The 22,416-nt window shown below is 71.3% G+C and carries 18 protein-coding genes; 7 read left to right on the forward strand and 11 right to left on the reverse strand.

Annotation, left to right across the window (positions count from 1 at the left end):
• The first annotated feature begins 195 nt into the window (after positions 1 to 195).
• Entirely contained in the window at positions 196 to 2,406 is a 2,211-nt protein-coding gene (locus V4Y03_RS22080) for a transglycosylase domain-containing protein (protein ID WP_332436054.1), read from the forward strand.
• Positions 2,407 to 2,527: 121 nt separating this feature from the next.
• Here V4Y03_RS22080 and V4Y03_RS22085 read toward each other — a convergent pair whose 3' ends face one another.
• The 4 genes from V4Y03_RS22085 to V4Y03_RS22100 form a co-directional block, all read right to left on the reverse strand.
• Complete coding sequence (locus V4Y03_RS22085; RefSeq protein ID WP_317877159.1) at positions 2,528 to 3,967, reverse strand: catalase; 1,440 nt, start codon at positions 3,965 to 3,967, stop codon at positions 2,528 to 2,530.
• Positions 3,968 to 4,109: 142 nt separating this feature from the next.
• A complete protein-coding gene (locus V4Y03_RS22090) occupies positions 4,110 to 6,092 on the reverse strand; it encodes an ATP-binding SpoIIE family protein phosphatase (RefSeq protein ID WP_332436055.1) in 1,983 nt (660 codons plus the stop codon).
• A gap of 311 nt (positions 6,093 to 6,403) precedes the next feature.
• Positions 6,404 to 7,069, reverse strand: a complete 666-nt coding sequence (gene fomD / locus V4Y03_RS22095) for a cytidylyl-2-hydroxypropylphosphonate hydrolase (RefSeq protein WP_317877470.1) — start codon at positions 7,067 to 7,069, stop codon at positions 6,404 to 6,406.
• 128 nt (positions 7,070 to 7,197) lie between these two features.
• Positions 7,198 to 8,598, reverse strand: a complete 1,401-nt coding sequence (locus V4Y03_RS22100) for a class II fumarate hydratase (protein WP_332436057.1) — start codon at positions 8,596 to 8,598, stop codon at positions 7,198 to 7,200.
• A 139-nt stretch (positions 8,599 to 8,737) separates the two neighbouring features.
• Between V4Y03_RS22100 and V4Y03_RS22105 the strand changes: the two genes are divergently transcribed.
• The gene (locus V4Y03_RS22105; protein ID WP_332436059.1) at positions 8,738 to 10,267 is read left to right on the forward strand and encodes a ricin-type beta-trefoil lectin domain protein; all 1,530 of its coding nucleotides are present in this window, start codon (positions 8,738 to 8,740) and stop codon (positions 10,265 to 10,267) included.
• A gap of 97 nt (positions 10,268 to 10,364) precedes the next feature.
• Here V4Y03_RS22105 and V4Y03_RS22110 read toward each other — a convergent pair whose 3' ends face one another.
• Complete coding sequence (locus tag V4Y03_RS22110; RefSeq protein WP_332436060.1) at positions 10,365 to 11,048, reverse strand: lipoprotein; 684 nt, start codon at positions 11,046 to 11,048, stop codon at positions 10,365 to 10,367.
• Between the two features lie 232 nt (positions 11,049 to 11,280).
• On the opposite strand from V4Y03_RS22110, the gene V4Y03_RS22115 reads away from it, so the two are divergent.
• Complete coding sequence (locus V4Y03_RS22115) at positions 11,281 to 11,781, forward strand: allene oxide cyclase barrel-like domain-containing protein (RefSeq protein WP_317877467.1); 501 nt, start codon at positions 11,281 to 11,283, stop codon at positions 11,779 to 11,781.
• Between the two features lie 231 nt (positions 11,782 to 12,012).
• Here the strand turns inward: V4Y03_RS22115 and V4Y03_RS22120 are convergent, their stop codons facing one another.
• Positions 12,013 to 13,683, reverse strand: a complete 1,671-nt coding sequence (locus V4Y03_RS22120; RefSeq protein WP_079044472.1) for a fumarate hydratase — start codon at positions 13,681 to 13,683, stop codon at positions 12,013 to 12,015.
• A gap of 217 nt (positions 13,684 to 13,900) precedes the next feature.
• Between V4Y03_RS22120 and V4Y03_RS22125 the strand changes: the two genes are divergently transcribed.
• Entirely contained in the window at positions 13,901 to 14,620 is a 720-nt protein-coding gene (locus tag V4Y03_RS22125; protein WP_317877076.1) for a DUF1707 SHOCT-like domain-containing protein, read from the forward strand.
• Between the two features lie 149 nt (positions 14,621 to 14,769).
• The gene (locus V4Y03_RS22130; RefSeq protein ID WP_317877075.1) at positions 14,770 to 15,141 is read left to right on the forward strand and encodes a WhiB family transcriptional regulator; all 372 of its coding nucleotides are present in this window, start codon (positions 14,770 to 14,772) and stop codon (positions 15,139 to 15,141) included.
• A 132-nt stretch (positions 15,142 to 15,273) separates the two neighbouring features.
• Here the strand turns inward: V4Y03_RS22130 and glpX are convergent, their stop codons facing one another.
• Positions 15,274 to 16,308 (reverse strand): class II fructose-bisphosphatase, encoded by a 1,035-nt coding sequence (glpX, locus tag V4Y03_RS22135; protein WP_317877074.1) that lies wholly within the window; start codon positions 16,306 to 16,308, stop codon positions 15,274 to 15,276.
• A 117-nt stretch (positions 16,309 to 16,425) separates the two neighbouring features.
• Here glpX and V4Y03_RS22140 point away from each other — a divergent pair, with 117 nt between their 5' ends.
• Complete coding sequence (locus V4Y03_RS22140) at positions 16,426 to 16,959, forward strand: DUF4245 domain-containing protein (RefSeq protein WP_317877073.1); 534 nt, start codon at positions 16,426 to 16,428, stop codon at positions 16,957 to 16,959.
• A 131-nt stretch (positions 16,960 to 17,090) separates the two neighbouring features.
• Here V4Y03_RS22140 and V4Y03_RS22145 read toward each other — a convergent pair whose 3' ends face one another.
• The 4 genes from V4Y03_RS22145 to V4Y03_RS22160 all read right to left on the reverse strand — a co-directional run bounded on the left by V4Y03_RS22145 (position 17,091) and on the right by V4Y03_RS22160 (position 21,311).
• Positions 17,091 to 17,681: a malonic semialdehyde reductase gene (locus tag V4Y03_RS22145; RefSeq protein ID WP_332436063.1), complete on the reverse strand. Its 591-nt coding sequence runs from the start codon at positions 17,679 to 17,681 to the stop codon at positions 17,091 to 17,093.
• Between the two features lie 407 nt (positions 17,682 to 18,088).
• The gene (locus V4Y03_RS22150) at positions 18,089 to 18,376 is read right to left on the reverse strand and encodes an exodeoxyribonuclease VII small subunit (protein ID WP_332436064.1); all 288 of its coding nucleotides are present in this window, start codon (positions 18,374 to 18,376) and stop codon (positions 18,089 to 18,091) included.
• Between the two features lie 71 nt (positions 18,377 to 18,447).
• Positions 18,448 to 19,659, reverse strand: coding sequence for an exodeoxyribonuclease VII large subunit (xseA, locus tag V4Y03_RS22155; protein ID WP_317877070.1), 1,212 nt, complete (start codon positions 19,657 to 19,659; stop codon positions 18,448 to 18,450).
• A 272-nt stretch (positions 19,660 to 19,931) separates the two neighbouring features.
• Entirely contained in the window at positions 19,932 to 21,311 is a 1,380-nt protein-coding gene (locus V4Y03_RS22160; RefSeq protein ID WP_332436065.1) for an APC family permease, read from the reverse strand.
• Positions 21,312 to 21,365: 54 nt separating this feature from the next.
• On the opposite strand from V4Y03_RS22160, the gene V4Y03_RS22165 reads away from it, so the two are divergent.
• Positions 21,366 to 22,409: a 4-hydroxy-3-methylbut-2-enyl diphosphate reductase gene (locus V4Y03_RS22165; protein WP_443079814.1), complete on the forward strand. Its 1,044-nt coding sequence runs from the start codon at positions 21,366 to 21,368 to the stop codon at positions 22,407 to 22,409.
• Positions 22,410 to 22,416 lie beyond the last annotated feature (7 nt).

Here is a 22,416-nt window from a genome sequence, read left to right on the forward strand (position 1 = left end):
CCTTCACGCAACCATCCGGTCATCTCGGACGTCGGTTCCTCTGGGCGTGGGTGCTGATTCTCACGTCCGGAAAAGGCGTGATCGGTTGTCCTTTGTCTGCATCGTCGGTGTTAGCTGACTAGCTAGCCGGCCTGGCGCGGACGGGGCAGGGGGGCCGCGGCGCCGGGACACACGACGAGCGGAGCGACGGGACACATGGGCCGACCGGACAAGAGCAAGGCGAAGAAACGCGGTCTGCGCCGCTTCTTCTCCTGGAAGAAGCTCCTGGGCACCTTCTTCGTGTGCTGCCTGCTCGCCATGGGCGCCCTGTACGTCGTCTACCGCATGGTCCCGGTGCCGACGGCCAACGCCGAGGCGACCATGCAGAGCAACATCTACAAGTACGACAACGGCAAGATCCTCGCCCGCACCGGCAAGATCAACCGCGAGATCGTCGGCCTGGAGAAGATCCCCGAGAAGGTCCAGAAGGCGTTCGTCGCCGCGGAGAACAAGACCTTCTACAAGGACAACGGCGTCGACATCAAGGGCACCACCCGCGCCGCCTGGTCCACCATCACCGGCAAGGGCAAGCAGGGTGGCTCGACCATCACCCAGCAGTACGTCAAGAACTACTACTTGAGCCAGGACCAGACGGCCACGCGCAAGCTCAAGGAAATGGTCATCGCCATCAAGGTCGACCGCCAGTCGAGCAAGAGCGAGATCCTCGCCGGGTACGTGAACACCAGCTACTACGGCCGCAGCGCCTACGGCATCCAGGCCGCCGCCCGCGCGTACTACGGCGTCGACGCCACCCAGCTCACCACCGCCCAGGGCGCCTACCTCGCCTCGCTGCTCCAGGCGCCCAACCAGTACGACTGGACCTCCGCGAGCGCCACCGGCCGCAAGCTCGTCGAGGAGCGCTGGAACTACGTCCTCGACAACATGGTCGGCGAGGGCTGGCTCGACGCCTCCGAGCGCGCCGGGATGAAGTTCCCCGTCCCGCAGAAGCCCAAGCCCGCCCCCGGCATGGAGGGCCAGACCGGATACATCGTCGAGGCCGCCAACCAGGAGCTGATGCGCCAGGGCGTCAGCGAGGAGGACATCAAGGCCGGCGGCTGGACGATCACCCTCAACATCGACGAGAAGAAGCAGAAGGACCTCGTCAAGGCGGTCGACAAGGAGCTGGAGGCCAAGCTCGACCGCAAGGGCGACAAGAAGCAGGCCACCGTCCAGGCCGGCGCCACCTCCGTCGACCCGAAGACCGGTGCGGTCGTCGCGATGTACGGCGGCGTCGGCGCCACCGAGCACTGGATGTCGAACGCGACCCGCCGCGACTACCAGCCCGCCTCCACCTTCAAGCCGATCGTCCTCGCCTCCGCCCTCGACAACCACGCGGTCACCCAGGACGGCCGTCAGATCGAGCTGGGCACCGTCTACGACGGCACCAGCAAGCGGCAGGTCGTCGGCAGCCCCATCGCGTTCGGTCCCGAGAACGAGGACAACCGGAGCTACGGCCCCGTCACCGTGCAGAAGGCCACCAACAGCTCGATCAACTCCGTCTTCGCCCAGATGATCGTCGACGTCACCCCGGGCAAGGCCAAGAAGACCGCCCTGGACCTCGGCATGAAGGACGGCGCGGACTTCCCCGAGACCCCGGCCATCTCCCTCGGCACCATGGGCGCCTCCACCATGGACATGGCCGGCGCCTACGCCACGCTCGACAACCACGGCGTGCGGGTCACCCCCACCCTGGTGAAGACCGCCGAGCACAAGGACCGCACGATCACCTCCGCCAAGGCGATCGGCGAGCAGGTCATCAGCCGCAAGGCCGCCGACACCGTCACCAGGGCCATGACGGGCGTCGTGCAGAGCGGTTCCGGCTCCCGCGCCGCGGGCGACTACGAGGCCGCGGGCAAGACCGGCACCTCCGAGAACAACCGTTCCGCCTGGTTCGTGGGCTACACCCCCGAACTCGTCACCGCCGTCGGTCTCTTCGGCGAGGACGCCAAGGGCAACCAGGTCACCCTCACCAACACGATCAACCCGGGCCGCGCCAACGGTGGCCGTACGCCCGCCGAGATCTGGGGCGCCTACACCACCAGCGCGCTGAACGGCGGCTCCGACGCCTCCTTCGACCTGGACACCGACACCTCGACCCCGATCGAGCCGGACCCGGATCCCACCGAGACCACCGAGGCGCCCCAGGAGCCCACCGAGGAGCCGACCACCCAATCCCCGGACCCGACGGACGCGCCGACCACCCCGCCGGCCACCACGCCGCCGACGCCGACGGGGGACCCGGTCACCACGCCGCCGACGTCCACGGGAGAGCCGCCCGCGACCGAGGAGCCGACCTCGCCGCCGCCGCCGACCACCCCGCCGGACGGGAGCGTCGACACGGGCGGCGCGACGCGCCCGGGGCAGTAGCGGCACCCGCGCCGACACGACAGAAGGCCGGACCTCCTTGCGGGGGTCCGGCCTTCGCCGTACGGGGGCGTGACCGTCGTACGGGGGTGTCACGGTCGTACGGCCTCGGCGGGCGTGTGCCTCAGCCGTCGACCTCCTTGGCCACCCGGTCGCCCAGGTCCGCGTCCACGTTCCGCCAGTACTGGACCGCGCGTTCGAGGACCGGGGCGCTCACGCCGTCCTTCAGGTGCCCGGCGATGTTCGACACCAGCCGGTCGCGGGCCGCGTCGTCCAGGACCTCGCGGACCAGGGTGCCCGGCTGCCCCCAGTCGTCGTCCTCCGCGTGGAGCGCGTACGCCTCGCGGACCAGCTCGCCCGCCGCCGCCCAGCTCGCCGGCTCGCCGAAGCGCCCGTAGTCGGCCGCGGGACCGCCGTACGAGTTCGGCGCGTACGGCCGGGCCGCCGTCGAGGCCTCGTACCGCATCGCCCCGTCCTTCGCGTACGAGTGGACGGGCGAGCGCGGCCGGTTCGGCGGCAGCTGCGCGTAGTTCGGACCGATCCGGTACCGGTGGGTGTCCGGGTACGAGAACAGCCGGCCGAGCAGCATCTTGTCCGGCGAAGGACCGATGCCCGGCACCATGTTCGAGGGCTCGAAGGCGGCCTGCTCGATGTGGACGAAGAAGTCCTCGGGGTTCCTGTCCAGCGTCATCCGCCCGACCTCGATCAGGGGATGGTCGGCGTGCGGCCACACCTTGGTCAGGTCGAAGGGGTTGAAGCGGTAGTCCGCCGCCGCCTCGAACGGCATGACCTGCACCTTGAGCGTCCAGGAGGGGGCGTCACCCGACTCGATCGACTCGTACAGGTCGCGGCGGTGCACGTCCCCGTCCGTCCCGGCCAGCCCGTCGGCCTCCGCCTGGGTGAGGAACTCGATGCCCTGGTCGGTCGTGAAGTGGTACTTCACCCAGAAACGCTCACCGGCGCCGTTGATCCACATGTACGTGTGGGAGCCGTAGCCGTTCATGTGCCGGTACGTCTTCGGGACGCCCCGGTCGCCCATCAGCCAGGTCACCTGGTGCGCGGACTCCGGGGACAGCGTCCAGAAGTCCCACTGCATGTCGTGGTCGCGCAGACCCGTCACCGGATGGCGCTTCTGCGAGCGGATGAAGTCCTGGAACTTGATGGTGTCCCGGACGAAGAAGACCGGGGTGTTGTTGCCGACCAGGTCGTAGTTGCCCTGGTCGGTGTAGAACTTCAGGGCGAAACCGCGGGGGTCCCGCCAGGTGTCGGGGGAGCCCTGCTCGCCGGCCACCGTCGAGAAACGGGCCAGCATCTCCGTCCGCGCACCCGGCTGGAAGAGCCCCGCCCGGGTGAACTCGCTGACGTCGTTCGTCACCTCGAAGAAGCCGTACGCGCCGGAGCCCTTGGCGTGCACCACGCGCTCGGGCACCCGCTCGCGGTTGAACTGGGCCATCTTCTCGATGAGGTAGTGGTCCTGGAGCAGGATGGGGCCGTCGGGGCCGACGGTGAGCGAGTGCTCGTCGCTCTCGATCGGATTCCCGGCGTTGTTCGTCGTGTAGGTCACGAGCGTCTTCCCGTCGGTGGGGGAACAGGGTCAGGTCGCTGCGTCCACCACAGAAGTCAACTCCGCCGACGGGAGGTCGGCAACCGCTGCCCCGTACGCGCGTACGGGGCAGCGGGTCGGGCACGAGTGCCGGGAACGGCCCTCAGCCGCGGTTCGTGGCCAGCTCGAACCAGACCACCTTGCCGCCCGAGAGCCGCGTCGCCCCCCACCGCCGGGCCAGCCGGTTCACCAGGAACAGGCCGCGCCCGCCCTCGTCGGTGTCCCGCGCCCGCCGCTGCCGGGGCAGCTGCGGCGAGTCGTCGCCGACCTCGCAGCGCAGCACGTCCGTCCGCAGCAGCCGCAGGGTCACCGGCCGCTCCGCGTACCGCACCGCGTTCGTCACGACCTCGCTGATCAGCAGCTCGACCGAGTCGGTCAGCTCCTCCAGGTCCCAGCGGGCCAGCGCCCGCCGGGCGAGCCGCCGGGCCCGCCCCGGAGCGGCATCCTCCGGTTCCAGGAACCAGTACGCCACGTCGCTCGGCGCGATCCCGTCGAACCGGGCCGCGAGCAGCGCGATGTCGTCGTCCCGGTCACCCGGACCCAGCATGTCCAGGACGTCGTCGCAGAGCGCCTCCAGCGGCGGCGAGTGGTCCGGACCCGTCAGCTGCGCGGTCGCCGCGAGGCGCTCCCGCAGCTGCTCGATGCCCGTCCACACGTCCCGCAGCCGGGACTCGACGAGCCCGTCCGTGTACAGCAGCAGCGTGGCACCGGCCGGGGCGTCCAGCTCGACCGCCTCGAAGTCCACCCCGCCCACCCCGATCGGGGCGCCGGGCGGCACCCGCAGCACCTCGGCACGGCCACCCAGATGGAGCAGTATCGGCGGCGGATGACCCGCGTTGGCGACGGTGATCCGGTGCGAGACCGGGTCGTACACCGCGTACATACAGGTCGCCATCCGGTCCTGGCCGAGCCGCTGCGCCTGCTCGTCCAGATGGTGCAGGACCTCCTGCGGCGGCAGGTCGAGCCCGGCCAGGGTCTGCGCGGTGGTGCGCAGCTGGCCCATGATCGCCGCCGAGGTCATCGAGTGGCCCATGACGTCGCCGACGACCAGCGCGACCCGGCTGCCGGGCAGCGGGATCGCGTCGTACCAGTCGCCGCCGACCCGGGCCGTCTCGGCGGCCGGGAGGTAGCGCGAGGCGAGCTTGACGCCGGTCGGCTGCGGCAGCGAGTCCGGCAGCATCGTCCGCTGGAGCTCGTCCGCGATGTACGCCTCACGGCCGTAGAGCACGGCCTTGTCGATGCCGAGCGCGGTGTGCGTGGCCAGCTGCGCCGCGACCAGCAGGTCGTTCGGCTCGAAACCGGCCCGCTCGGGACGGCGCAGGAACACGGCGGCGCCGATCACCCGGCGCCGGCCGCGCAGCGGCGCGAGGACCGCCCGCAGCCCGCCGGGCAGCGGATGCTCGGGGCCGAGCAGCTCGGTCAGCGCGGCCTTGGCCGCGGCGGAGTCGCCGAACACCGGCCGCACCCCGCGCAGCACCTCGGCCAGCGCCCCTCCGTTGCGCACCTCGCAGAGTTCGGCCGCGGGGGTCGGATCGGGATCGGGTACGAGGACGAGCTCCTCACCCTCCAGATCGCTCAACCGCAGCCGGTCCGTGCGGCGCAGCCGCAGCACGAACGGCGCCACCGGGCGCTCGTCGCCCACCGGCAGCGGGTCGCGCAGATAGACCAGGATCTCGTCGGAGAAGGTCGGCACGCTCGCCCGGCACAGACCGAGCACGATCTCGTCCAGGTCGATGCCGCGCGCGATGCGCCGGGTGGCCGCCCCGACGAACCGCAGCCGCTCGCCCTCGCGCCGGGTCGCGCCGTCCCCGCCCCTGGACCCGCCGGGCAGCTGCGGGGACACGGCGACGGCGACCGCACCGGCACCGTTGGGGCCACCGGGGGCAGCCGGTGGCGGCGGCGCGGGTGCCTCCGCCCCGGGGCCCGCGCCCGAGGCCGGTGGGACCGCCGGACCCGCCGGACCACCCGGCTGGGCGGGTACCTCGGAGGGCAGGCCGGCCGGCGCCTCCTGGCGGGGGCGCGCACGTTCCTGCGGCCGGGCAGCCAGGGGCTGCCGGCCTTCGTGGGAGGTGGGATGCTCCGTCACGCGTGGGGTTCCGTCCGTCCGGGCCGGTGGTGCGATGCACTCGCTCTTCTCGCCGATGCCGCGCCTTCGGCAGGGATAAACCCCTTGTGTACGGCGGATGTGGAGGCTCCGCGAACCGCGGCGACGGCGGGGGGCGGCACATCCGGGCAGACGTCCGGCACTGCTCTCCCCCTCGTGGATGACTTCTGGTCAGGTCCTGTGCTGTGCTCGGTCTTTGACGTGCTGTCGGGTCGGTCCGACGGGCCGTCCGGTCCGCCTCCGCCACGCGGAGGACGATCCTACGTTTGCACCCCGGGGGCGCATCAAGGGTCTCACGGTGCCGTGTGCGCCGGAGTGCGGTCCCAGTCGGCCGGCAGCTCCGGAACCCGCCATCGCGGATCGGGCCGCCAGTCCTCCCAGCCCTCCCCGAACGGCGCCTCCCACGCCTTGATCCGGTCCACCGCCCGCTGCCCGGCCGAACGCACCCGCTCGGCCTGCTCCGGACCCATCAGGCCGGACCGCTGGGCCTGCGCGAACTCGTCCTCGTCCCGCCACAGCCAGCTGCGGTCGGGGTAGACGGAGATGTCGAGGAAGTGGTCCTCGGAGTCGACACCGCCGGCCCAACGGGCCCGCGGCTCCTCCAGGTTCACGTACCAGCTGCGGAAGCGCCAGCCGCGCTCCCAGAACAGCCACACCGACCACGGCTCGCCGGTCCGTGCCAGCTTCAGCACCCCGCTGCCGGCCCAGCGCGCGCGTTCCGTGGTGCGGGCGGCGGTGTAGCGGGTGGCGAGCGGTTCGTCGTGGACGGAGGTGCCGTCGGCGAGCACCGGCCGGACGCACTCCGTGCCGGGCGCCATCCAGACCGCGAGCAGCTCCGGGGTGTCCCGCACGACCGTCACCGGCCGGCAGATGTGCACCGCTCCGGTGCCGTTGCCGCGGTAGCGCCAGAGGATGTGATCCCCAGGCGCCCAGTGCTGAGAGCCGCCCGATCCTGTCATGCGCAGATCTTAGGGGCGCGCTCCCACGACCGCTGCGGTACGGATCACGGGGGAGTCGGCTACCGGCCGGTCGCTACCGGCGGGTCACATGGGGCCGGCCGGGGCCGGCCCGTCGGGTGCCCCCGCCGTCACGGCCGCGTCATGCGCAGCACGTCCAGCGCCTCGTCCAACTGCTCGACGGTCAGGTCGCCCCGCTCCACGTAACCGGAGTCGATCACCACCTCGCGGATGGTCCGCCGCTCGGCCAGCGACCGCTTGGCGACCTTGGCGGCCTCCTCGTACCCGATGTACTTGTTCAGCGGGGTGACCACGGACGGCGAGGACTCGGCGTACTCCCGCGCCCGCTCGACGTTCGCGGTGATCCCGTCCACCGTGCGGTCGGCGAGCAGCCGGGAGGCGTTGGCGAGCAGCCGTACGGACTCCAGGAGGTTCTTGGCCATCACCGGCAGCATCACGTTGAGCTCGAAGTTCCCGGCCGCGCCCGCCACCGCCACCGTGGTGTCGTTTCCGGTCACCTGCGCGGCGACCATCAGGACCGCCTCGGGGATCACCGGGTTCACCTTGCCCGGCATGATCGAGGAGCCGGGCTGGAGGTCGGGGAGGTTGATCTCGGCGAGGCCGGTGCGGGGGCCGCTGGCCATCCAGCGCAGGTCGTTGGAGATCTTGGTGAGCGAGACCGCGATCGTACGGAGCTGCCCGGACGTCTCCACCAGCGCGTCGCGCGCGCCCTGTGCCTCGAAGTGGTCGCGGGCCTCGGTCAGCGGCAGCCCGGTCGCGCGGGCGACCTCCGCGATGACGGCCGGCGAGAAGCCCGCCGGGGTGTTGATGCCGGTGCCCACCGCCGTACCGCCGAGAGGGAGTTCGGCGAGCCGGGGGAGTGCGGAGCGCAGCCGCTCGACGCCGTACCTGACCTGCGCCGCGTAGCCGCCGAACTCCTGGCCGAGGGTGACCGGGGTGGCGTCCATCAGATGCGTACGGCCGGACTTCACGACCGTCGCGAATTCGGCCGATTTTCGCTCCAGGGAATCGGCTAGATGGTCGAGGGCGGGGACCAGGTCGCGGGTGACGGCGGCGGTGGCCGCGATGTGGATGGAGGAGGGGAAGACGTCGTTGGAGGACTGCGAGGCGTTCACATGGTCGTTGGGGTGGACCTCGCGCCCCTCGGGGAGCCGCTCGGTGGCGAGGGTGGCGATCACCTCGTTGGTGTTCATGTTGGACGAGGTGCCCGAGCCGGTCTGGAAGACGTCGACGGGGAACTGCTCGTCCCAGCGGCCCTCGGCGACCTCCCGCGCCGCCGACACGATCGCCTCCGCGCGGTCCTTCTCGATCACTCCGAGCTCGGCGTTCACCTTGGCGGCGGCGGCCTTGATCCGGGCCAGGGCCTCGATGTGGGCGCGTTCGAGCCGCTGTCCGGAGACCGGGAAGTTCTCCACCGCCCGCTGGGTCTGCGCCCGCCACTTGGCGTGCGCGGGGACCCGCACCTCGCCCATGGAGTCGTGCTCGATCCGGTAGCCCGCTGCGTCGTTCATTTTCTCCAACCTTCCGGCTGTGCCCATCGGGGGCGACCCCAATCCCCCGAAAAAGATGAGCACTTGTCTCGTTCGATGTATTCCCAACACGCTTACCGGCCAGTAAAAACCGTGGGTAACCCCACTTCCAGGAGGCGCAATGAAGCGCACCAGGTACAGACTCCGCTGGCCCATCGCCGTCGTCGCCGCGGCTGCCGCCGCGCTCGGCACGATGACCGCCGCCGCTCCCGCCGGAGCGGCCGACACCGGTACGGCCGCCGCCGTCACTTCCGTACCCCTCCCGCCCGACCTCGAGGCGATCCGAGCCGCCGAGGCCACCAAGATCTACGGCGACCCGGCCGAGCGACCGCTCGCCCAGCGCAGGACGGGCCTGATCTCGCTCGGCGACAGCGAGATCTCCGGTGAGGGCGTCGGCACGTACGAGTCCCCCACCAACGGTCCCACCAACTGGTGCCACCGCTCGCCCGACGCGGCCATCCACCGCACCGGAATCCCCGCGGACCTCACGTTCAACGTGGCCTGCTCCGGCGCGTACACCGGCAACATCCGGATCGGCGGCTCCAAGCAGTACGCCGACGAGCTGGTCCAGAGCGACAACCTCGCGATCAAGGCGCGCAACACCCGGATCAAGATGGTCCTGCTCGTCGCCGGAGCCAACGACGACCTGCAGTTCGGGCCCGTCATGACCGACTGCGTCCAGCGCTACCTGCTGCTCCAGGGCACCTGCGAGCCCAAGTACGCCCCCGGCTGGCAGGCCCGCGTCGACGGACTCGTCCCCAAGGTCGAGCAGACCGTGCGCGACCTCAAGACCGTCATGCGCGACGCCGGCTACGCCGACGGCGACTACAAGCTCGTCGTCATGGGCTACCCCAGCCCCATCGGCCCCGACTTCAACGACAACCCGAACTTCCCCGGCAAGCTCATCTGCGGCGGACTCGGCTACGACTCCGACACCGTCTGGGGCCGCAACACCGCCGTTCCCGCCTTCGAGCGCGGGATGCGCTCGGCAGCCGCCTCCACCGGGGCCGTCTTCCTCGACAACTCGCGGCTCTTCCACGGCCACGAGGTCTGCATGGAGGACACCTGGGCGCGCGGACTCTACATCGACCTCACCAAGCCGGGCACCCCGGACGAGAACTCGGTGCGGCAGTCCTTCCACCCCAACGCGCGCGGGCACGCCGCCTTCGCCTCCTGCCTCACCCAGATCTACAACTCCGGCGCCCGTGAGGCGAGCTGCGCCGACGTCGACTCCTCGGGCACGCCGACCCTCTTCCCGGTCGCCTGGGACGACGCCTACCGGCCGCTGAAGAACCAGGCGACGGGCGACTGCCTGGACGTGGACGCGGCCTCCTCGGCCAACAACACCGCCGTCCTCGGCTGGGGCTGCCACGGTGGCCGCAACCAGGGCTGGTGGTACGACTCCGCCCGCCGGACCGTCCACACCCAGCTGACCCAGGACCGCTGCCTGGACGTGCCCGCCTCCGGCTACGCGGCGGGCAAGGCGCTCGTCATCTGGAACTGCCACGGCGGCGCGAACCAGAAGTTCGTCCGCGACGGCGCCACGATCCACCCCGCCGACGCGACCGGGCTCTGCCTGGCCCAGAGCGGGACGAGGCAGCCGGTCAGGCTCCAGAACTGCGACGGTTCGGCGAGCCAGAAGTTCGTGTAACCGCACGCACGCACGCACGCACGTACGTCGTGGAACGCCGTGGCCCCCGCCCGAGAAGGACGGGGGCCACGGCCCTGCCCGGGGCCCTCCGAGGGCCTCAGAGCGGCTTGAGCGTCGTACGGGCCAGCTCGTACGCCGGAAGCATCGCCCGGTGCTCGTCGGTGTCCAGCCCGCCGAGGTGCACGATCACCGTCCCCTTCGGAGTGGCGACGGCGAACGCTCGCTCCTCCTTGGACTCCTCCATCAACTTGTTGAAGACCGTGTACGTCACCTCGGTGGCGGCCAGCTGCCCGGCACGGGTCTCCCGGTAGACGGCCTTCGAGCCGTTCGGCTCGCCCTTGACGAAGCCTTCCAGGGCCACGCGCGCGGGACCCTTCCCGGCCGTCCACACCCGCAGGTACCCGAGATGCCCGGCCGGCTTGGCGTCCACCTCGCACCGGACGGTGGCCGGCCCCTGACGCGTGAGCGCCGCGAACTCGGGATCGTCGGCCCCCGCGACGGTCTTGGCCACCCACTCCGCCGCCGCGGAGAAGGAAACGGGCAGCGCACAAGCACTCCCACGTCCCCCGACGACCGCCCCGGCCTCGGCGACCGCCGCCGCACCCCCTTCGGCCGAGGACCCCCCGGCCGAAGGAACCCCCGAAGGCCGGTCCCCCTGCCGCACCTCGGGCATGGGTTCGGGGCCGCCGCAACCGGTGAGGCTCCCGGCCGCGACCAAAGCGGCCAGGGCCGGGAAGACGACCCGGAGCGTGCGTGGGCCTCTTGGTGTTCTCTCTGCCATACGGCCATGATCTCGAACGCGATCGAGCGGGCCGCCACCAGTCCCTCGACACGGTCACCGGACCGAGCGACGCGGCTCTACGGAGCGGGCGCACGGCCCGGTCGGCGGTGTCGACCGCTCGACGGTCGCGGTCCTACGCGGTGCCACGGCCCGAACGGGCGGAGCCGGGATGTGCGCCGGAGAATGTGAAGCGGGCCGAGGGGGAGATCCACCACCCGCGAGGAGGCAGGACATGTCCCGGAGCTTCAGGAGGATCGGTGTGCTCGGCGTCTGCACGGCCGCGGCCGTGGCGTTCGGCGCCGTCGCGCCCGTCGCCGCCGACAACGGCAGTGGGTTCGAGTTCACGCTCTACGCCAAGGAGGTCCCCGCCCCGGGCGGGGCGTCGAGCGGGCCGCCGTCCAAGGTCGGAGAGACCTTCACCTTCGCCGACGACCTCTCCAAGACCAAGGGCGGCGAGAACGTGGGCCGCGACGGGGTGTTCTGCGCCGTGGTCCGCGTGTCCGGGAAGACGGTGGAGACGAACTGCGTCGGCACCTTCGAGCTGGACGGCGGACCGGGCGGGCAGCTGACCGGCCAGGCGCTGACGACCTTCGACACCTCGGCGGGCGTGCCGGCCGCCTTCGACCTGGCCGTCACGGGCGGCACCGGCGACTTCAAGAACGCCCGCGGCTACATCCGTTCGACCCCCGACGGGGACTACCAGCGGATGGACTTCCACATCAACGCGCGGTAGCGCACGGCAGGGCTGGGACAGCTTGCCGCCGTAGTCCGGGAGCTTGAAGGCGCGCTCGGCGTGGCCGCCGACCAGGTCGCGCACGTCCGCGATGGCCGGGGTCGGCAGCTCCGAGTTCCTGAGCGAAGATCGTCGCGAGCGCGGCGCGGGGACCCGTGGGACCGGTCCGGGAAACGGCGAAGCCCTCGCTCCCCGGCGGGGGAACGAGGGCTTCGCCGCAGTCCTGAGCGATCAGCCGAGACCCGGGCCGCGCACCGGGATGTGCGTGAACGTCGGCTCCGGCGCCGGGTTCTGGAAGAAGTCGTTGCCCTTGTCGTCCACGACGATGAACGCCGGGAAGTCCTCGACCTCGATCTTCCAGACCGCCTCCATGCCGAGCTCCTCGTACTCGACGACCTCGACCTTCTTGATGCAGTCCTGCGCGAGCCGCGCCGCCGGGCCGCCGATCGAGCCGAGGTAGAAACCGCCGTGCGCGTCGCACGCGTCCGTGACCTGCTTGCTCCGGTTGCCCTTGGCCAGCATGACCTTCGAGCCGCCGGCCGCCTGGAACTGCTCCACGTACGAGTCCATCCGGCCGGCCGTCGTCGGGCCGAAGGAACCGGAGGCGTACCCCTCGGGGGTCTTCGCCGGGCCCGCGTAGTAGACCGGGTGGTCCTTCAGGTACTGCGGCATCTCCTCGCCCGCGTCCAGGCGCTCCTTGATCTTGGCGTGCGCGATGTCGCGCGCCACGACCAGCGGGCCGTTGAGGGACAGCCGGGTCTTGACCGGGTACTTGGTCAGCTCGGCGAGGATGTCGTCCATCGGCTGGTTCAGGTCGATCTTCACGACGTCCGAGGCCTCGTCGAGGTGGGAGTCCTCGGTCTCCGGCAGGAAGCGCGCCGGGTCCGTCTCCAGCTGCTCCAGGAAGACGCCCTCGGCGGTGATCTTCGCGACGGCCTGGCGGTCGGCCGAGCAGGACACGGCGATGGCGACGGGCAGCGAGGCGCCGTGGCGGGGGAGGCGCACGACGCGGACGTCGTGGCAGAAGTACTTGCCGCCGAACTGCGCGCCGATGCCGATCTTCTGCGTCAGCTCGAAGACCTTCTCCTCCAGCTCCTTGTCGCGGAAGCCGTGGCCGGTCTCGGCCGAGCCCTCGGAGGGCAGCTCGTCCAGGTAGTGCGCGGAGGCGTACTTCGCGGTCTTGAGCGCGAACTCGGCGCTCGTGCCGCCGACGACGATCGCCAGGTGGTACGGCGGGCAGGCCGCCGTGCCGAGCGAACGGATCTTCTCCTCCAGGAACTTCATCATGGAGGCCTCGTTGAGGACCGCCTTGGTCTCCTGGTAGAGGAAGGACTTGTTGGCGGAGCCGCCGCCCTTGGCCATGAAGAGGAACTTGTACGCGCCGCCGTCCGTCGCGTACAGCTCGATCTGCGCGGGCAGGTTCGAGCCGGTGTTCTTCTCCTCCCACATGGTGACCGGGGCCATCTGCGAGTAGCGGAGGTTCAGCTTCGTGTACGCGTCGTAGATGCCCTTGGACAGGGCCTCCTCGTCGCGGCCGGGGGTCAGCACGTTCTGGCCGCGCTTGCCCATGACGATCGCGGTGCCCGTGTCCTGGCACATGGGCAGGACGCCGGCGGCGGCGATGTTCGCGTTCTTGAGGAGGTCGAGCGCGACGAACTTGTCGTTCGAGGAGGCCTCGGGGTCGTCGATGATCCGGCGCAGCTGGGCCAGGTGCGCCGGGCGCAGGAAGTGCTGGATGTCGTGGATCGCCTCGGCGGCGAGCGTGCGCAGCGCCTCCGGCTCGACCTTGAGGAACGTACGGCCGTCGGCCTCGAAGGTGGAGACACCTTCGGAGGTCACCAGGCGGTAGGGCGTGGTGTCCTCTCCCAGGGGGAGCAGATCGGAGTACGCAAACTCTGGCATGGGGGCCATTCCTCACTCGGCAAGACGGCGCACCGCCTCCGTTGGCAGTGCGCCTTCCAGCGTAGAGCGACGGCGGGGGACCGGTCCTGTGAGGTAAGGCTCACTTGGCGGCCGGGGACGCCGCCGGGCCGGCCGCCGCGACCGCCGTCGGCCATTTGTCCACAGGCCACGGCCCGCCCCCTGGTCGCGATCTATCGCGTTTCGCTAGGCTGCATCCGTGGACCTCGAAAAGAAGCCCGAACCCGAACAGCAGCCGCAGCCGCAGCGGCAGGCGTCGCCCGCCGAATCCGCTCCGGCCGAGACCGACTTCGCCGATCCGCAGGGCTCGCTGCGCGCCTCGGACGCGGACCGGGACCGGATCGCGGACATCCTCAGGGACGCCCTGGCCGAGGGGCGGCTCGACGCCGAGGAGCATTCGGACCGGATCGACGCGGTGTACCGGGCGAAGACCGTCGGGGAGCTGGAGCCGATCGTCCGCGATCTGCCGGGCGCGCGGACCCACCAGGAGTCCGCGCCGGCGTACGCGTACGGGCCGGACGACGCCGAGGGCCCGGCCGACAACCTGGTCGCGATCTTCTCCAGCACCACCCGCAAGGGCCGCTGGCGGGTGAGCCGCCGGACGAACGCCTTCGCGCTCTTCGGGAACGTCGAGATCGACCTGACCGAGGCGATCTTCGCCCAGCGCCTCACCACCATCAACGCGACGTCGATCTTCGGCAACGTGGAGGTGCGCGTCCCGGAGAACATCAGCCTGCGCGGCAGCGGCAGCGGGATCTTCGGCAACTTCGAGGTCGTGACCCTGGAGGGCGTCGACCCGCAGGCCCCGGTCGTCGTCATCAACGGCTACTCGGTCTTCGGGAACGTCGAGGCGAGACCCAAGCGCGGGAAGTGGATCACCGACCTCCAGGACAGGCTGCGCAAGCATCTCGGCCACTGACCCCCGGAGTACGGCCCCGGGGATGACCGGAATTCGTCCTCGGGTCTCCGCAGTGCGGAACGACGGCGCACGCAGTGCATAGGCGCGCGCACAGCGGGTAGGGCTGGTGCATCGCCGCTCGCTCGCGAAGCCGTCGTCAGGAGTAGACCGTGCTGCAACCGCCGCATCAGCCCCTCCAGGTCGCCGCCGTACCCCCTCAGCGCGCCCCTGCCCGGGAGGACGAGGCCGGTCCATGGCACGCGGAGGCGGTGTGCCGCCGGGACGAGGCCGGGCTCTTCTTCGCCCCGTCCAAGGAGCCGACCGCCGCGCGGCTGGCGCGTGAGGCGGCGGCCAAGAGGGTCTGCGGACGCTGCCCCGTGATGGTCGAGTGCCGCGAGCACGCTCTGATCCAGCCCGAGCCGTACGGAGTGTGGGGCGGCCTCACGGCCGCGGAGCGCCGCGTCGCGCTCGCCCGGCGCCGCCGGCGCGAGGTGGAGCTGAGAAAGGCCGCGGCGACGGAGCGGATCGCCCAGGCGGGCTGACGGAGCCCGGGCCGGGAGCACTTCACCGGGCTGTACGAGGGTCCGCGTCGGTCCGTACGGGAAGGGGCGCCCCCACCGCACATGGGGGCGCCCCTCTTCGTACCGTCGCGTGGGTCGGTCCGACCCGGCGGGCTACTTCGCCCGGTCGAAGTCGATCTTGCTGTACGCGCGCAGCTTCGAGAGCCGGTGCGTGGAGTCGATCTGGCGGATCGTGCCGGACTTCGAGCGCATGACGAGGGACTGCGTGGTCGCGGTCTCGGCGCGGTAGCGCACGCCGCGCAGCAGCTCGCCGTCGGTGATGCCGGTGGCGACGAAGAAGACGTTGTCCCCGCCGACCAGGTCGTTCGTGGAGAGCACGCGGTCCAGGTCGTGACCCGCGTCGATGGCCTTCTGGCGCTCCGCCTCGTCCTTCGGCCACAGCTTGCCCTGGATCACACCGCCGAGGCACTTGATGGCGCAGGCGGAGATGATGCCCTCGGGGGTGCCGCCGACGCCCATGAGCATGTCGACGCCGGTGCCCTCGCGGACGGCCATGATCGAACCGGCGACGTCGCCGTCCGAGATGAACTTGATCCGGGCGCCGGTCTCGCGGATCTCCTTGACGATGCCCTCGTGACGCGGGCGGTCCAGGATGACGACCGTGATGTCCTCGGGCGAGGAGTTCTTCGCCTTGGCGACCCGGCGGATGTTGACCGAGACGGGGGCGTTGATGTCGACGAAGTCGGCGGCCTCGGGGCCGGTGACCAGCTTGTCCATGTAGAAGACCGCGGACGGGTCGAACATGGTGCCGCGGTCGGCGGCGGCCAGCACGGCGATCGCGTTCGGCATGCCCTTGGCGTTGAGCGTGGTGCCGTCGATCGGGTCGACGGCGATGTCGACCTCGGCGCCGGTGCCGTCGCCGACCCGCTCGCCGTTGAAGAGCATGGGCGCTTCGTCCTTCTCCCCCTCGCCGATGACGACGACGCCGTTCATCGAGACGGTGGAGATCAGGGTCCGCATGGCGTTGACCGCCGCGCCGTCCGCGCCGATCTTGTCGCCGCGGCCGACCCAGCGGCCGGCGGCCATGGCGGCGGCCTCGGTGACGCGGACCAGTTCGAGGGCGAGGTTGCGGTCGGGAGCTTCGGGAGAAACCACGAGCTCGGGCGGCAGATTCTGCTGCTCGGTCATCGGAACGCACCTTTCTGTACGGCGACGGCCGGTTAAGGGAGGGTGCTGCGACTCTATCGGTACGTCGACAAAATGAGCAGAGGGGCCCACGTATGAGCACGGACCCTTGATGCGACCATGGTGCGCGTGGCAGGTATGCGAGGCAGGCAGACGGTACGCGGGATGTTCCAGTCCCTCGGGGTGATCTTGGTCGCCGCGGGAGTGATGTATCTCTTCATTCCGCACGATGAGAGCGCCGAACCGGTCAAGGCGAAGGACTACCGGGTCGAGCTCCTGACGGCTCAGCGGGCGGCACCGTATCCGGTGCTGGCCCCCGAGGGCCTGGGCGACGGGTGGAAGGCGACGGTCGTCTCGTACAAGCGCGAGAAGGCCAACGCCTGGCAGCTCGGTTTCCTCTCCCCGGACACCCAGTACGTCGCGATCCACCAGTCGACGGCGGCGCCGGGGACCTTCGTGCCCGAGGTCACCCAGCGGGCGAAGAACACCGGGAAGACCGAGACGGTGGCCGGCCAGGTCTGGCAGCGCTGGGAGGGCCCGAAGTACGACGCGCTCGTCCGTACGGAGGACGGGGCGACGACGGTGGTCACCGGAACGGCGTCGTTCGAGCGGCTCGCGGAGATGGCGGGCTCGCTCAGGTCGAAGCAGGCGTGAGCCGGAGCCGGTAACGGCATCGGAGATGTACGGGGAAGGCCCCGCACTCGGAGGAGTGCGGGGCCTTTCCCGTGCCGTGGGGCATGCCGTGGGGCGTGCCGTGGGGCGTGCCGCGGGGCGTGCCGCGGGGCTCAGACGGTGGTGACGACCTCGTCGTAGGACAGGCGCGGGGAACGCGGGAACCAGGCGTCCTCGCCCGGCTTGCCGATGTTGACGACCATCAGCGGGGTGTGGTCGTCGTCCAGGAACTCCTTCTGGAGACCGGCGAAGTCCAGGCCGGTCATCGGGCCCGCGGCCAGGCCGGCGGCGCGGATGCCCACGATGAAGTACGCGGCCTGGAGGGCGGCGTTCAGGACGGCGGACCGCTCGCGGACCGGACGCTCCGAGAAGAACATGTCCTTGGCCTGCGGGAAGTGCGGGAGGAGGGCCGGGATCTCCTCGTGGAACTCGTTGTCGGCGGAGAGGATCGCGACGAGCGGGGCCGTGGCGGTCTTGGGCTGGTTGCCCTCGGCCATGTGCTTGACCAGGCGCTCGCGGGCCTCGGGGGAGCGGACCAGCGTGATGCGCAGCGGGTTCTGGTTGAAGGCGGTGGGGCCGAACTTGACCAGGTCGTAGATCGCCTGGACCTGCTCGTCGGTCACCGGCTCGTCGGTGAACGTGTTGGCGGTGCGGGCCTCACGGAAGAGGAGATCCTGGGCGGCGGGGTCAAGGGCGAGAGACATGCTGCGTACCTTCCGGACTGCACAAGGGGGCCGCTCGAAGGCGGTTCGAGCGATGTCCTCGACAGTACGCGCATGATTGGTGAAACTTCAACTAATCCATCCGGATAGTGATCCGCTTCACTCGGAGTCTATGCCGAAGGGGCGTGCGAGGCCAGGGTGGGGGTGGGCGGTGGTCCGGCCGGGTCGGTCGGTGGTCCGCTTCGGTCGGTCGGCGGTCCGCCTCGGCCGGTCGGCGGCTTGCTGGCCCGGTCCGGTCGGTGGCCTGCCCTGGTCTGGCCGCCTGTCTGCACGCCTGGTCGGGGGGTCGGGTCCCCCCGGTCGGTCCCGGTCCCGCCCCGGTCCGCCCCTGCCCCGGTCCGGTCGGCCCCCGGCTCGCGGGATTCGTCGGCCGTTCCCCGGGTGCGGGGCTATTCGGCCTCCTCGGTGGCGCGCTCCGCCGCGAGCGAGGCGTCCAGCCGGGCCCGCGCGCCTTCCAGACGGCGGCGGCAGACCTTCGCCAGCTCCTCCCCGCGCTCCCAGAGCGCGAGGGACTCCTCCAGGGACGTTCCGCCCGCTTCGAGCCGCCGTACGACCTCGATCAGCTCGTCCCGCGCCTGCTCGTACCCGAGCGCCGCCTCGTCCGCGGCGGTGGCCGTTGCCGTGCCCGCGCCCGATTCCGTACCGGTACCCGCGTCCGCGTCCGTTCCCGCTGCCATGTGTCGCTCCATCCTCCGTGTCCGGTTCTCTCTCGATGCCTGCTACCGCGGCCGGTACCGGCCGCTCTCCGTCAGTCGGCCAAGCGCCGGACCGCGAACTCGCCCTCCGCGACCCTGGCCCGCAGCTCCTCGCCCTCCGCGACCTCCTCCGGGGCGCGGACCACCGTCCCGTCCACCCGCTGGAGCACCGCGTACCCCCGCTCCATCGTCGCCGCGGGCGACAGCGCGCGGACCCGCGCCCGCGTGTGCGACAGCTCGGAGTCCGCCCGGTCGAGCAGATGCCCGAGGACGCGCCGGCTGCGGGCGAGGAGTGCGGCCACCTCGTCCTCGCGGACCTCCACCATGCGCTGCGGATGCTCCATGACCGGCCGCGCGAGCGCGTGCGCGAGTCCGCGCTCCTCCCGGTCGAGGAGACCCCGTACGGTCCGCAGGGCGCGGTCCCGCAGCCCACGGACCCGGTCCAGCTCCTCGCCGACGTCCGGGACGACCTTCTTGGCGGCGTCCGTCGGGGTCGAGGCGCGCAGATCGGCCACCAGGTCGAGCAGCGGCGAATCGGGTTCGTGCCCGATGGCCGAGACCACCGGCGTACGGCAGTCGGCGACGGCGCGGACGAGCTGCTCGTCCGAGAACGGCAGCAGGTCCTCGACGCTGCCGCCGCCCCGGGCGACGATGATCACGTCCACGTCCTGGTGGGCGTCGAGCTCCTTGACCGCCTGGACGACCTGCGGAACCGCCTTCACGCCCTGCACCGCCACGTTCCGCACCTCGAAGGCGACGGCGGGCCAGCGGCGCCGCGCGTTCTCCAGGACGTCCCGCTCGGCGGCCGAGGCACGGCCGCAGACGAGCCCGATCCGGTGCGGCAGGAAGGGGAGCGGCTTCTTCCGGTCGAGGGCGAAGAGCCCCTCGGCGGCGAGGCTCCGCTTCAGCTGTTCGAGCCGGGCGAGCAGCTCGCCGATGCCGACCGGCTTGATCTCCACGGCCCGCAGCGACAGCTGCCCGCGCGGCGCGTACCACTCGGGCTTGGCGCGCACGACGACCCGGGCGCCCTCCGACACGACGTCCGCGACGGCGTCGAAGACCTGGCGGTAGCAGGTGACGCCGATGGAGATGTCGTGCGAGGGATCGCGCAGCGTCAGGAAGACGACCCCGGCGCCGGGGCGGCGCGAGAGCTGGGTGATCTGCCCCTCGACCCAGATCGCCCCGAGCCGGTCGATCCACCCTCCGATCAGCCGGGAGACCTCACCGACGGGAAGCGGTGCTTCGGCGGACGTAGTCAGAGCCATGGACCGAGCGTAACGGCGCGGTACGACAACGTCAGGGGCGCGCGGCGGGACGGGCGCATGAGGTCGGGGCGGGGGCGTACGGCCCAGGGTGCGTCCGTCCCGGCGGGGGCGTACGGCTCACGGGTGGATCCGTCCCGGCGGGCTCGTACGGCCACGGCGGGTGGATCCGTCCCGGCGGGCTCGTACGGCCACGGCGGGCTCGTACGGCCCGGCAGGCGCATCCCGCCCCAGCGGGCCCGACACGCGCCGGCGTACGCCACCCCCCCGGCCGCTCAGCCCCGCCGCGTCGTCCGTGGCGTCCGCGTCGTGCCCTGTACGGCCAGGACGACGAGTCCGACCCCCAGCCACACCACGCCCACCACCTGCGCCGCCGCCGAGGCCTCCACGATGACCGCGATCAGGATTCCCGCGCCGACCACCGGGAGGACGATGTGCTTGAGCACGTTCGGCGGGCCCTCCGCCCTCCGTACCGCGAACCAGCCCACCACGCTCGCGTGCAGCAGGACGAAGGCGGTCAGCGCGCCGACGTCGACGACCGACACCAGGTGGTCGAGGCCGTCGTCCCGCCGGGCCGCCCACACCGCCGCGACCATCGTGACCGTCGCCGCCACGAGGAGCGCCACCCGCGGCACGCCCCCGTCCGTCCGGGCGAGCACGTGCGGCAGGCGCCGGTCGCGGCCCATCGCGAAGAGCAGCCGGCCGCCGGCCGCCTGTCCGGCGAGCGCGGCGAAGGCAGCGCCGATCGCCTTGGAGGCGGCCACGAGGTCGTGCAGCCAGCCGCCGACCGAGAGGTCGACCGCGTCGTAGAAGGCCGAGCCCTGCTTGCCGGGGTCCGCCGCGAGTTCGGCGGAGGAGACCGGTTCGAGGAGGGCGACCAGCCAGGACTGGGCGATGAACAGGACGCCCGCGAGGGCCAGGCAGAACAGCACCGCCCGCGCCACCTTCGCCGAGCCGCCGGTGACCTCCTCGGCGAAGGAGGCGATGGCGTCGAAGCCCAGGTAGGAGAGCACGGCCACCGACACGGCGCCGAGGACGGCCGAGAGCGAGAAGGACGCGTCGCCGGTGAGCGGCGACCACCAGTCGCGCTGTGCCCCGTCCCGTACGAGCACCACCACGGCCGAGACGACGAAGACGAGCAGGACGACGATCTCCATCGCGAGCACCGCGAAGCCGACGCGCGCGGCGGCCCGTACGCCCCACAGGTTGAGGAGCGTGGTGACGACGACGGCGATCCCCGTCCACACCCACCGGTCCACCTCGGGGACGAGCGCCTCCATGGCGATGCCCGCGAAGAGGTACGCGACGGCCGGGATGAGCAGGTAGTCGAGCATCGCCATCCAGCCGGCGATGAATCCCGGCCCTTCTCCGAGGCCCTTGCTCGCGTACGTGAAGACGGATCCGGCCTGTGGTGCGACCCGGACCATCTGCGCGTAGCTGAACGCCGTGAACGCCATGGCGACGGTGGCCACGAGGTACACCAGTGCGACCGCGCCGCGGGACTTGGCGTCGAGCGTGCCGAAGACGCCCACGGGCGCCATCGGGGCGATGAAGAGCAGTCCGTAGACGACCAGGTCGCGGAACCCGAGGTTCCGTCGAAGCCCGGTATGTTCGGCGTCTTCCCCGCGCGCCGTCACCTGCGATTCCTCGGCCATGGGCACAGTTTCGGCCACGGCACCGATCAAACCGCTCACCGACGCGGCCTTACGATGGGACGCATGACTGCAACGCCCGCGTCGACGCCCGCGAACGCCCCCGCGACGAACCGCCCGAAGCGTGTCCTGCTCGCCGCTCCCCGCGGCTACTGCGCGGGCGTGGACCGTGCCGTGATCGCCGTGGAGAAGGCCCTGGAGCAGTACGGTGCGCCGATCTACGTACGCCACGAGATCGTCCACAACAAGTACGTCGTCCAGACGCTGGAGCGGAAGGGCGCGATCTTCGTCGACCAGGCGACCGAGGTGCCGCCGGGCAACATCGTGATGTTCTCCGCGCACGGCGTCGCCCCGACCGTCCACGAGGAGGCCCGGCAGGGCCGGCTCGCGACCATCGACGCCACCTGCCCGCTGGTCACCAAGGTGCACAAGGAAGCCGTCCGGTTCGCCAACGACGACTTCGACATCCTCCTCATCGGCCACGAGGGCCACGAGGAGGTCATCGGCACCTCCGGCGAGGCCCCCGACCACATCCAGCTGGTCGACGGCCCCGACGACGTGGCCAAGATCGAGGTCCGCGACCCGGCCCGGGTGGTCTGGCTCTCGCAGACCACGCTCTCGGTCGACGAGACGATGGAGACGGTCGACGCGCTGAAGGAGAAGTTCCCGCAGCTGATCTCCCCGCCGTCCGACGACATCTGCTACGCCACCCAGAACCGCCAGATCGCGATCAAGGAGCTGGCCGGCCAGGCCGAGCTGGTGATCGTCGTCGGCTCGAAGAACTCCTCGAACTCGATCCGCATGGTCGAGGTCGCCAAGCAGTCCGGCGTCCCCGCCGCGTACCTGGTCGACTTCGCCAGCGAGATCGACGAGGCCTGGCTCGAGGGCGTCACCAGCGTCGGCCTCTCCTCGGGCGCCTCGGTCCCGGACGTCCTGGTGCAGGAAGTCCTGGAATGGCTCTCCGAGCGCGGTTACGCGGACGTGGAGATCGTCAAGACGGCCGACGAGTCCCTCACGTTCTCGCTGCCCAAGGAACTCCGCAACAAGGACCTGCGCGCCGAGGCGGCGAAGCTGCTGGCGACCTCCCCGGTCAAGGAGTAGCCCCGCG

This window comes from Streptomyces sp. P9-A4, from assembly GCF_036634195.1.
Lineage (GTDB): Bacteria > Actinomycetota > Actinomycetes > Streptomycetales > Streptomycetaceae > Streptomyces.

What these genes read in the sequence shown, in the direction of transcription:
- V4Y03_RS22080 (WP_332436054.1), top strand. Translation starts at nt 196, where the DNA reads ATGGGCCGACCGGACAAGAGCAAGGCGAAGAAACGCGGTCTGCGCCGC.
- fomD (WP_317877470.1), bottom strand. Translation starts at nt 7,069, where the DNA reads ATGACAGGATCGGGCGGCTCTCAGCACTGGGCGCCTGGGGATCACATC.
- V4Y03_RS22100 (WP_332436057.1), bottom strand. Translation starts at nt 8,598, where the DNA reads ATGAACGACGCAGCGGGCTACCGGATCGAGCACGACTCCATGGGCGAG.
- V4Y03_RS22105 (WP_332436059.1), top strand. Translation starts at nt 8,738, where the DNA reads ATGAAGCGCACCAGGTACAGACTCCGCTGGCCCATCGCCGTCGTCGCC.
- V4Y03_RS22110 (WP_332436060.1), bottom strand. Translation starts at nt 11,048, where the DNA reads ATGGCAGAGAGAACACCAAGAGGCCCACGCACGCTCCGGGTCGTCTTC.
- V4Y03_RS22115 (WP_317877467.1), top strand. Translation starts at nt 11,281, where the DNA reads ATGTCCCGGAGCTTCAGGAGGATCGGTGTGCTCGGCGTCTGCACGGCC.
- V4Y03_RS22120 (WP_079044472.1), bottom strand. Translation starts at nt 13,683, where the DNA reads ATGCCAGAGTTTGCGTACTCCGATCTGCTCCCCCTGGGAGAGGACACC.
- glpX (WP_317877074.1), bottom strand. Translation starts at nt 16,308, where the DNA reads ATGACCGAGCAGCAGAATCTGCCGCCCGAGCTCGTGGTTTCTCCCGAA.
- V4Y03_RS22140 (WP_317877073.1), top strand. Translation starts at nt 16,426, where the DNA reads ATGGTGCGCGTGGCAGGTATGCGAGGCAGGCAGACGGTACGCGGGATG.
- V4Y03_RS22145 (WP_332436063.1), bottom strand. Translation starts at nt 17,681, where the DNA reads ATGTCTCTCGCCCTTGACCCCGCCGCCCAGGATCTCCTCTTCCGTGAG.
- V4Y03_RS22150 (WP_332436064.1), bottom strand. Translation starts at nt 18,376, where the DNA reads ATGGCAGCGGGAACGGACGCGGACGCGGGTACCGGTACGGAATCGGGC.
- xseA (WP_317877070.1), bottom strand. Translation starts at nt 19,659, where the DNA reads ATGGCTCTGACTACGTCCGCCGAAGCACCGCTTCCCGTCGGTGAGGTC.
- V4Y03_RS22160 (WP_332436065.1), bottom strand. Translation starts at nt 21,311, where the DNA reads ATGGCCGAGGAATCGCAGGTGACGGCGCGCGGGGAAGACGCCGAACAT.
- V4Y03_RS22165 (WP_443079814.1), top strand. Translation starts at nt 21,366, where the DNA reads ATGGGACGCATGACTGCAACGCCCGCGTCGACGCCCGCGAACGCCCCC.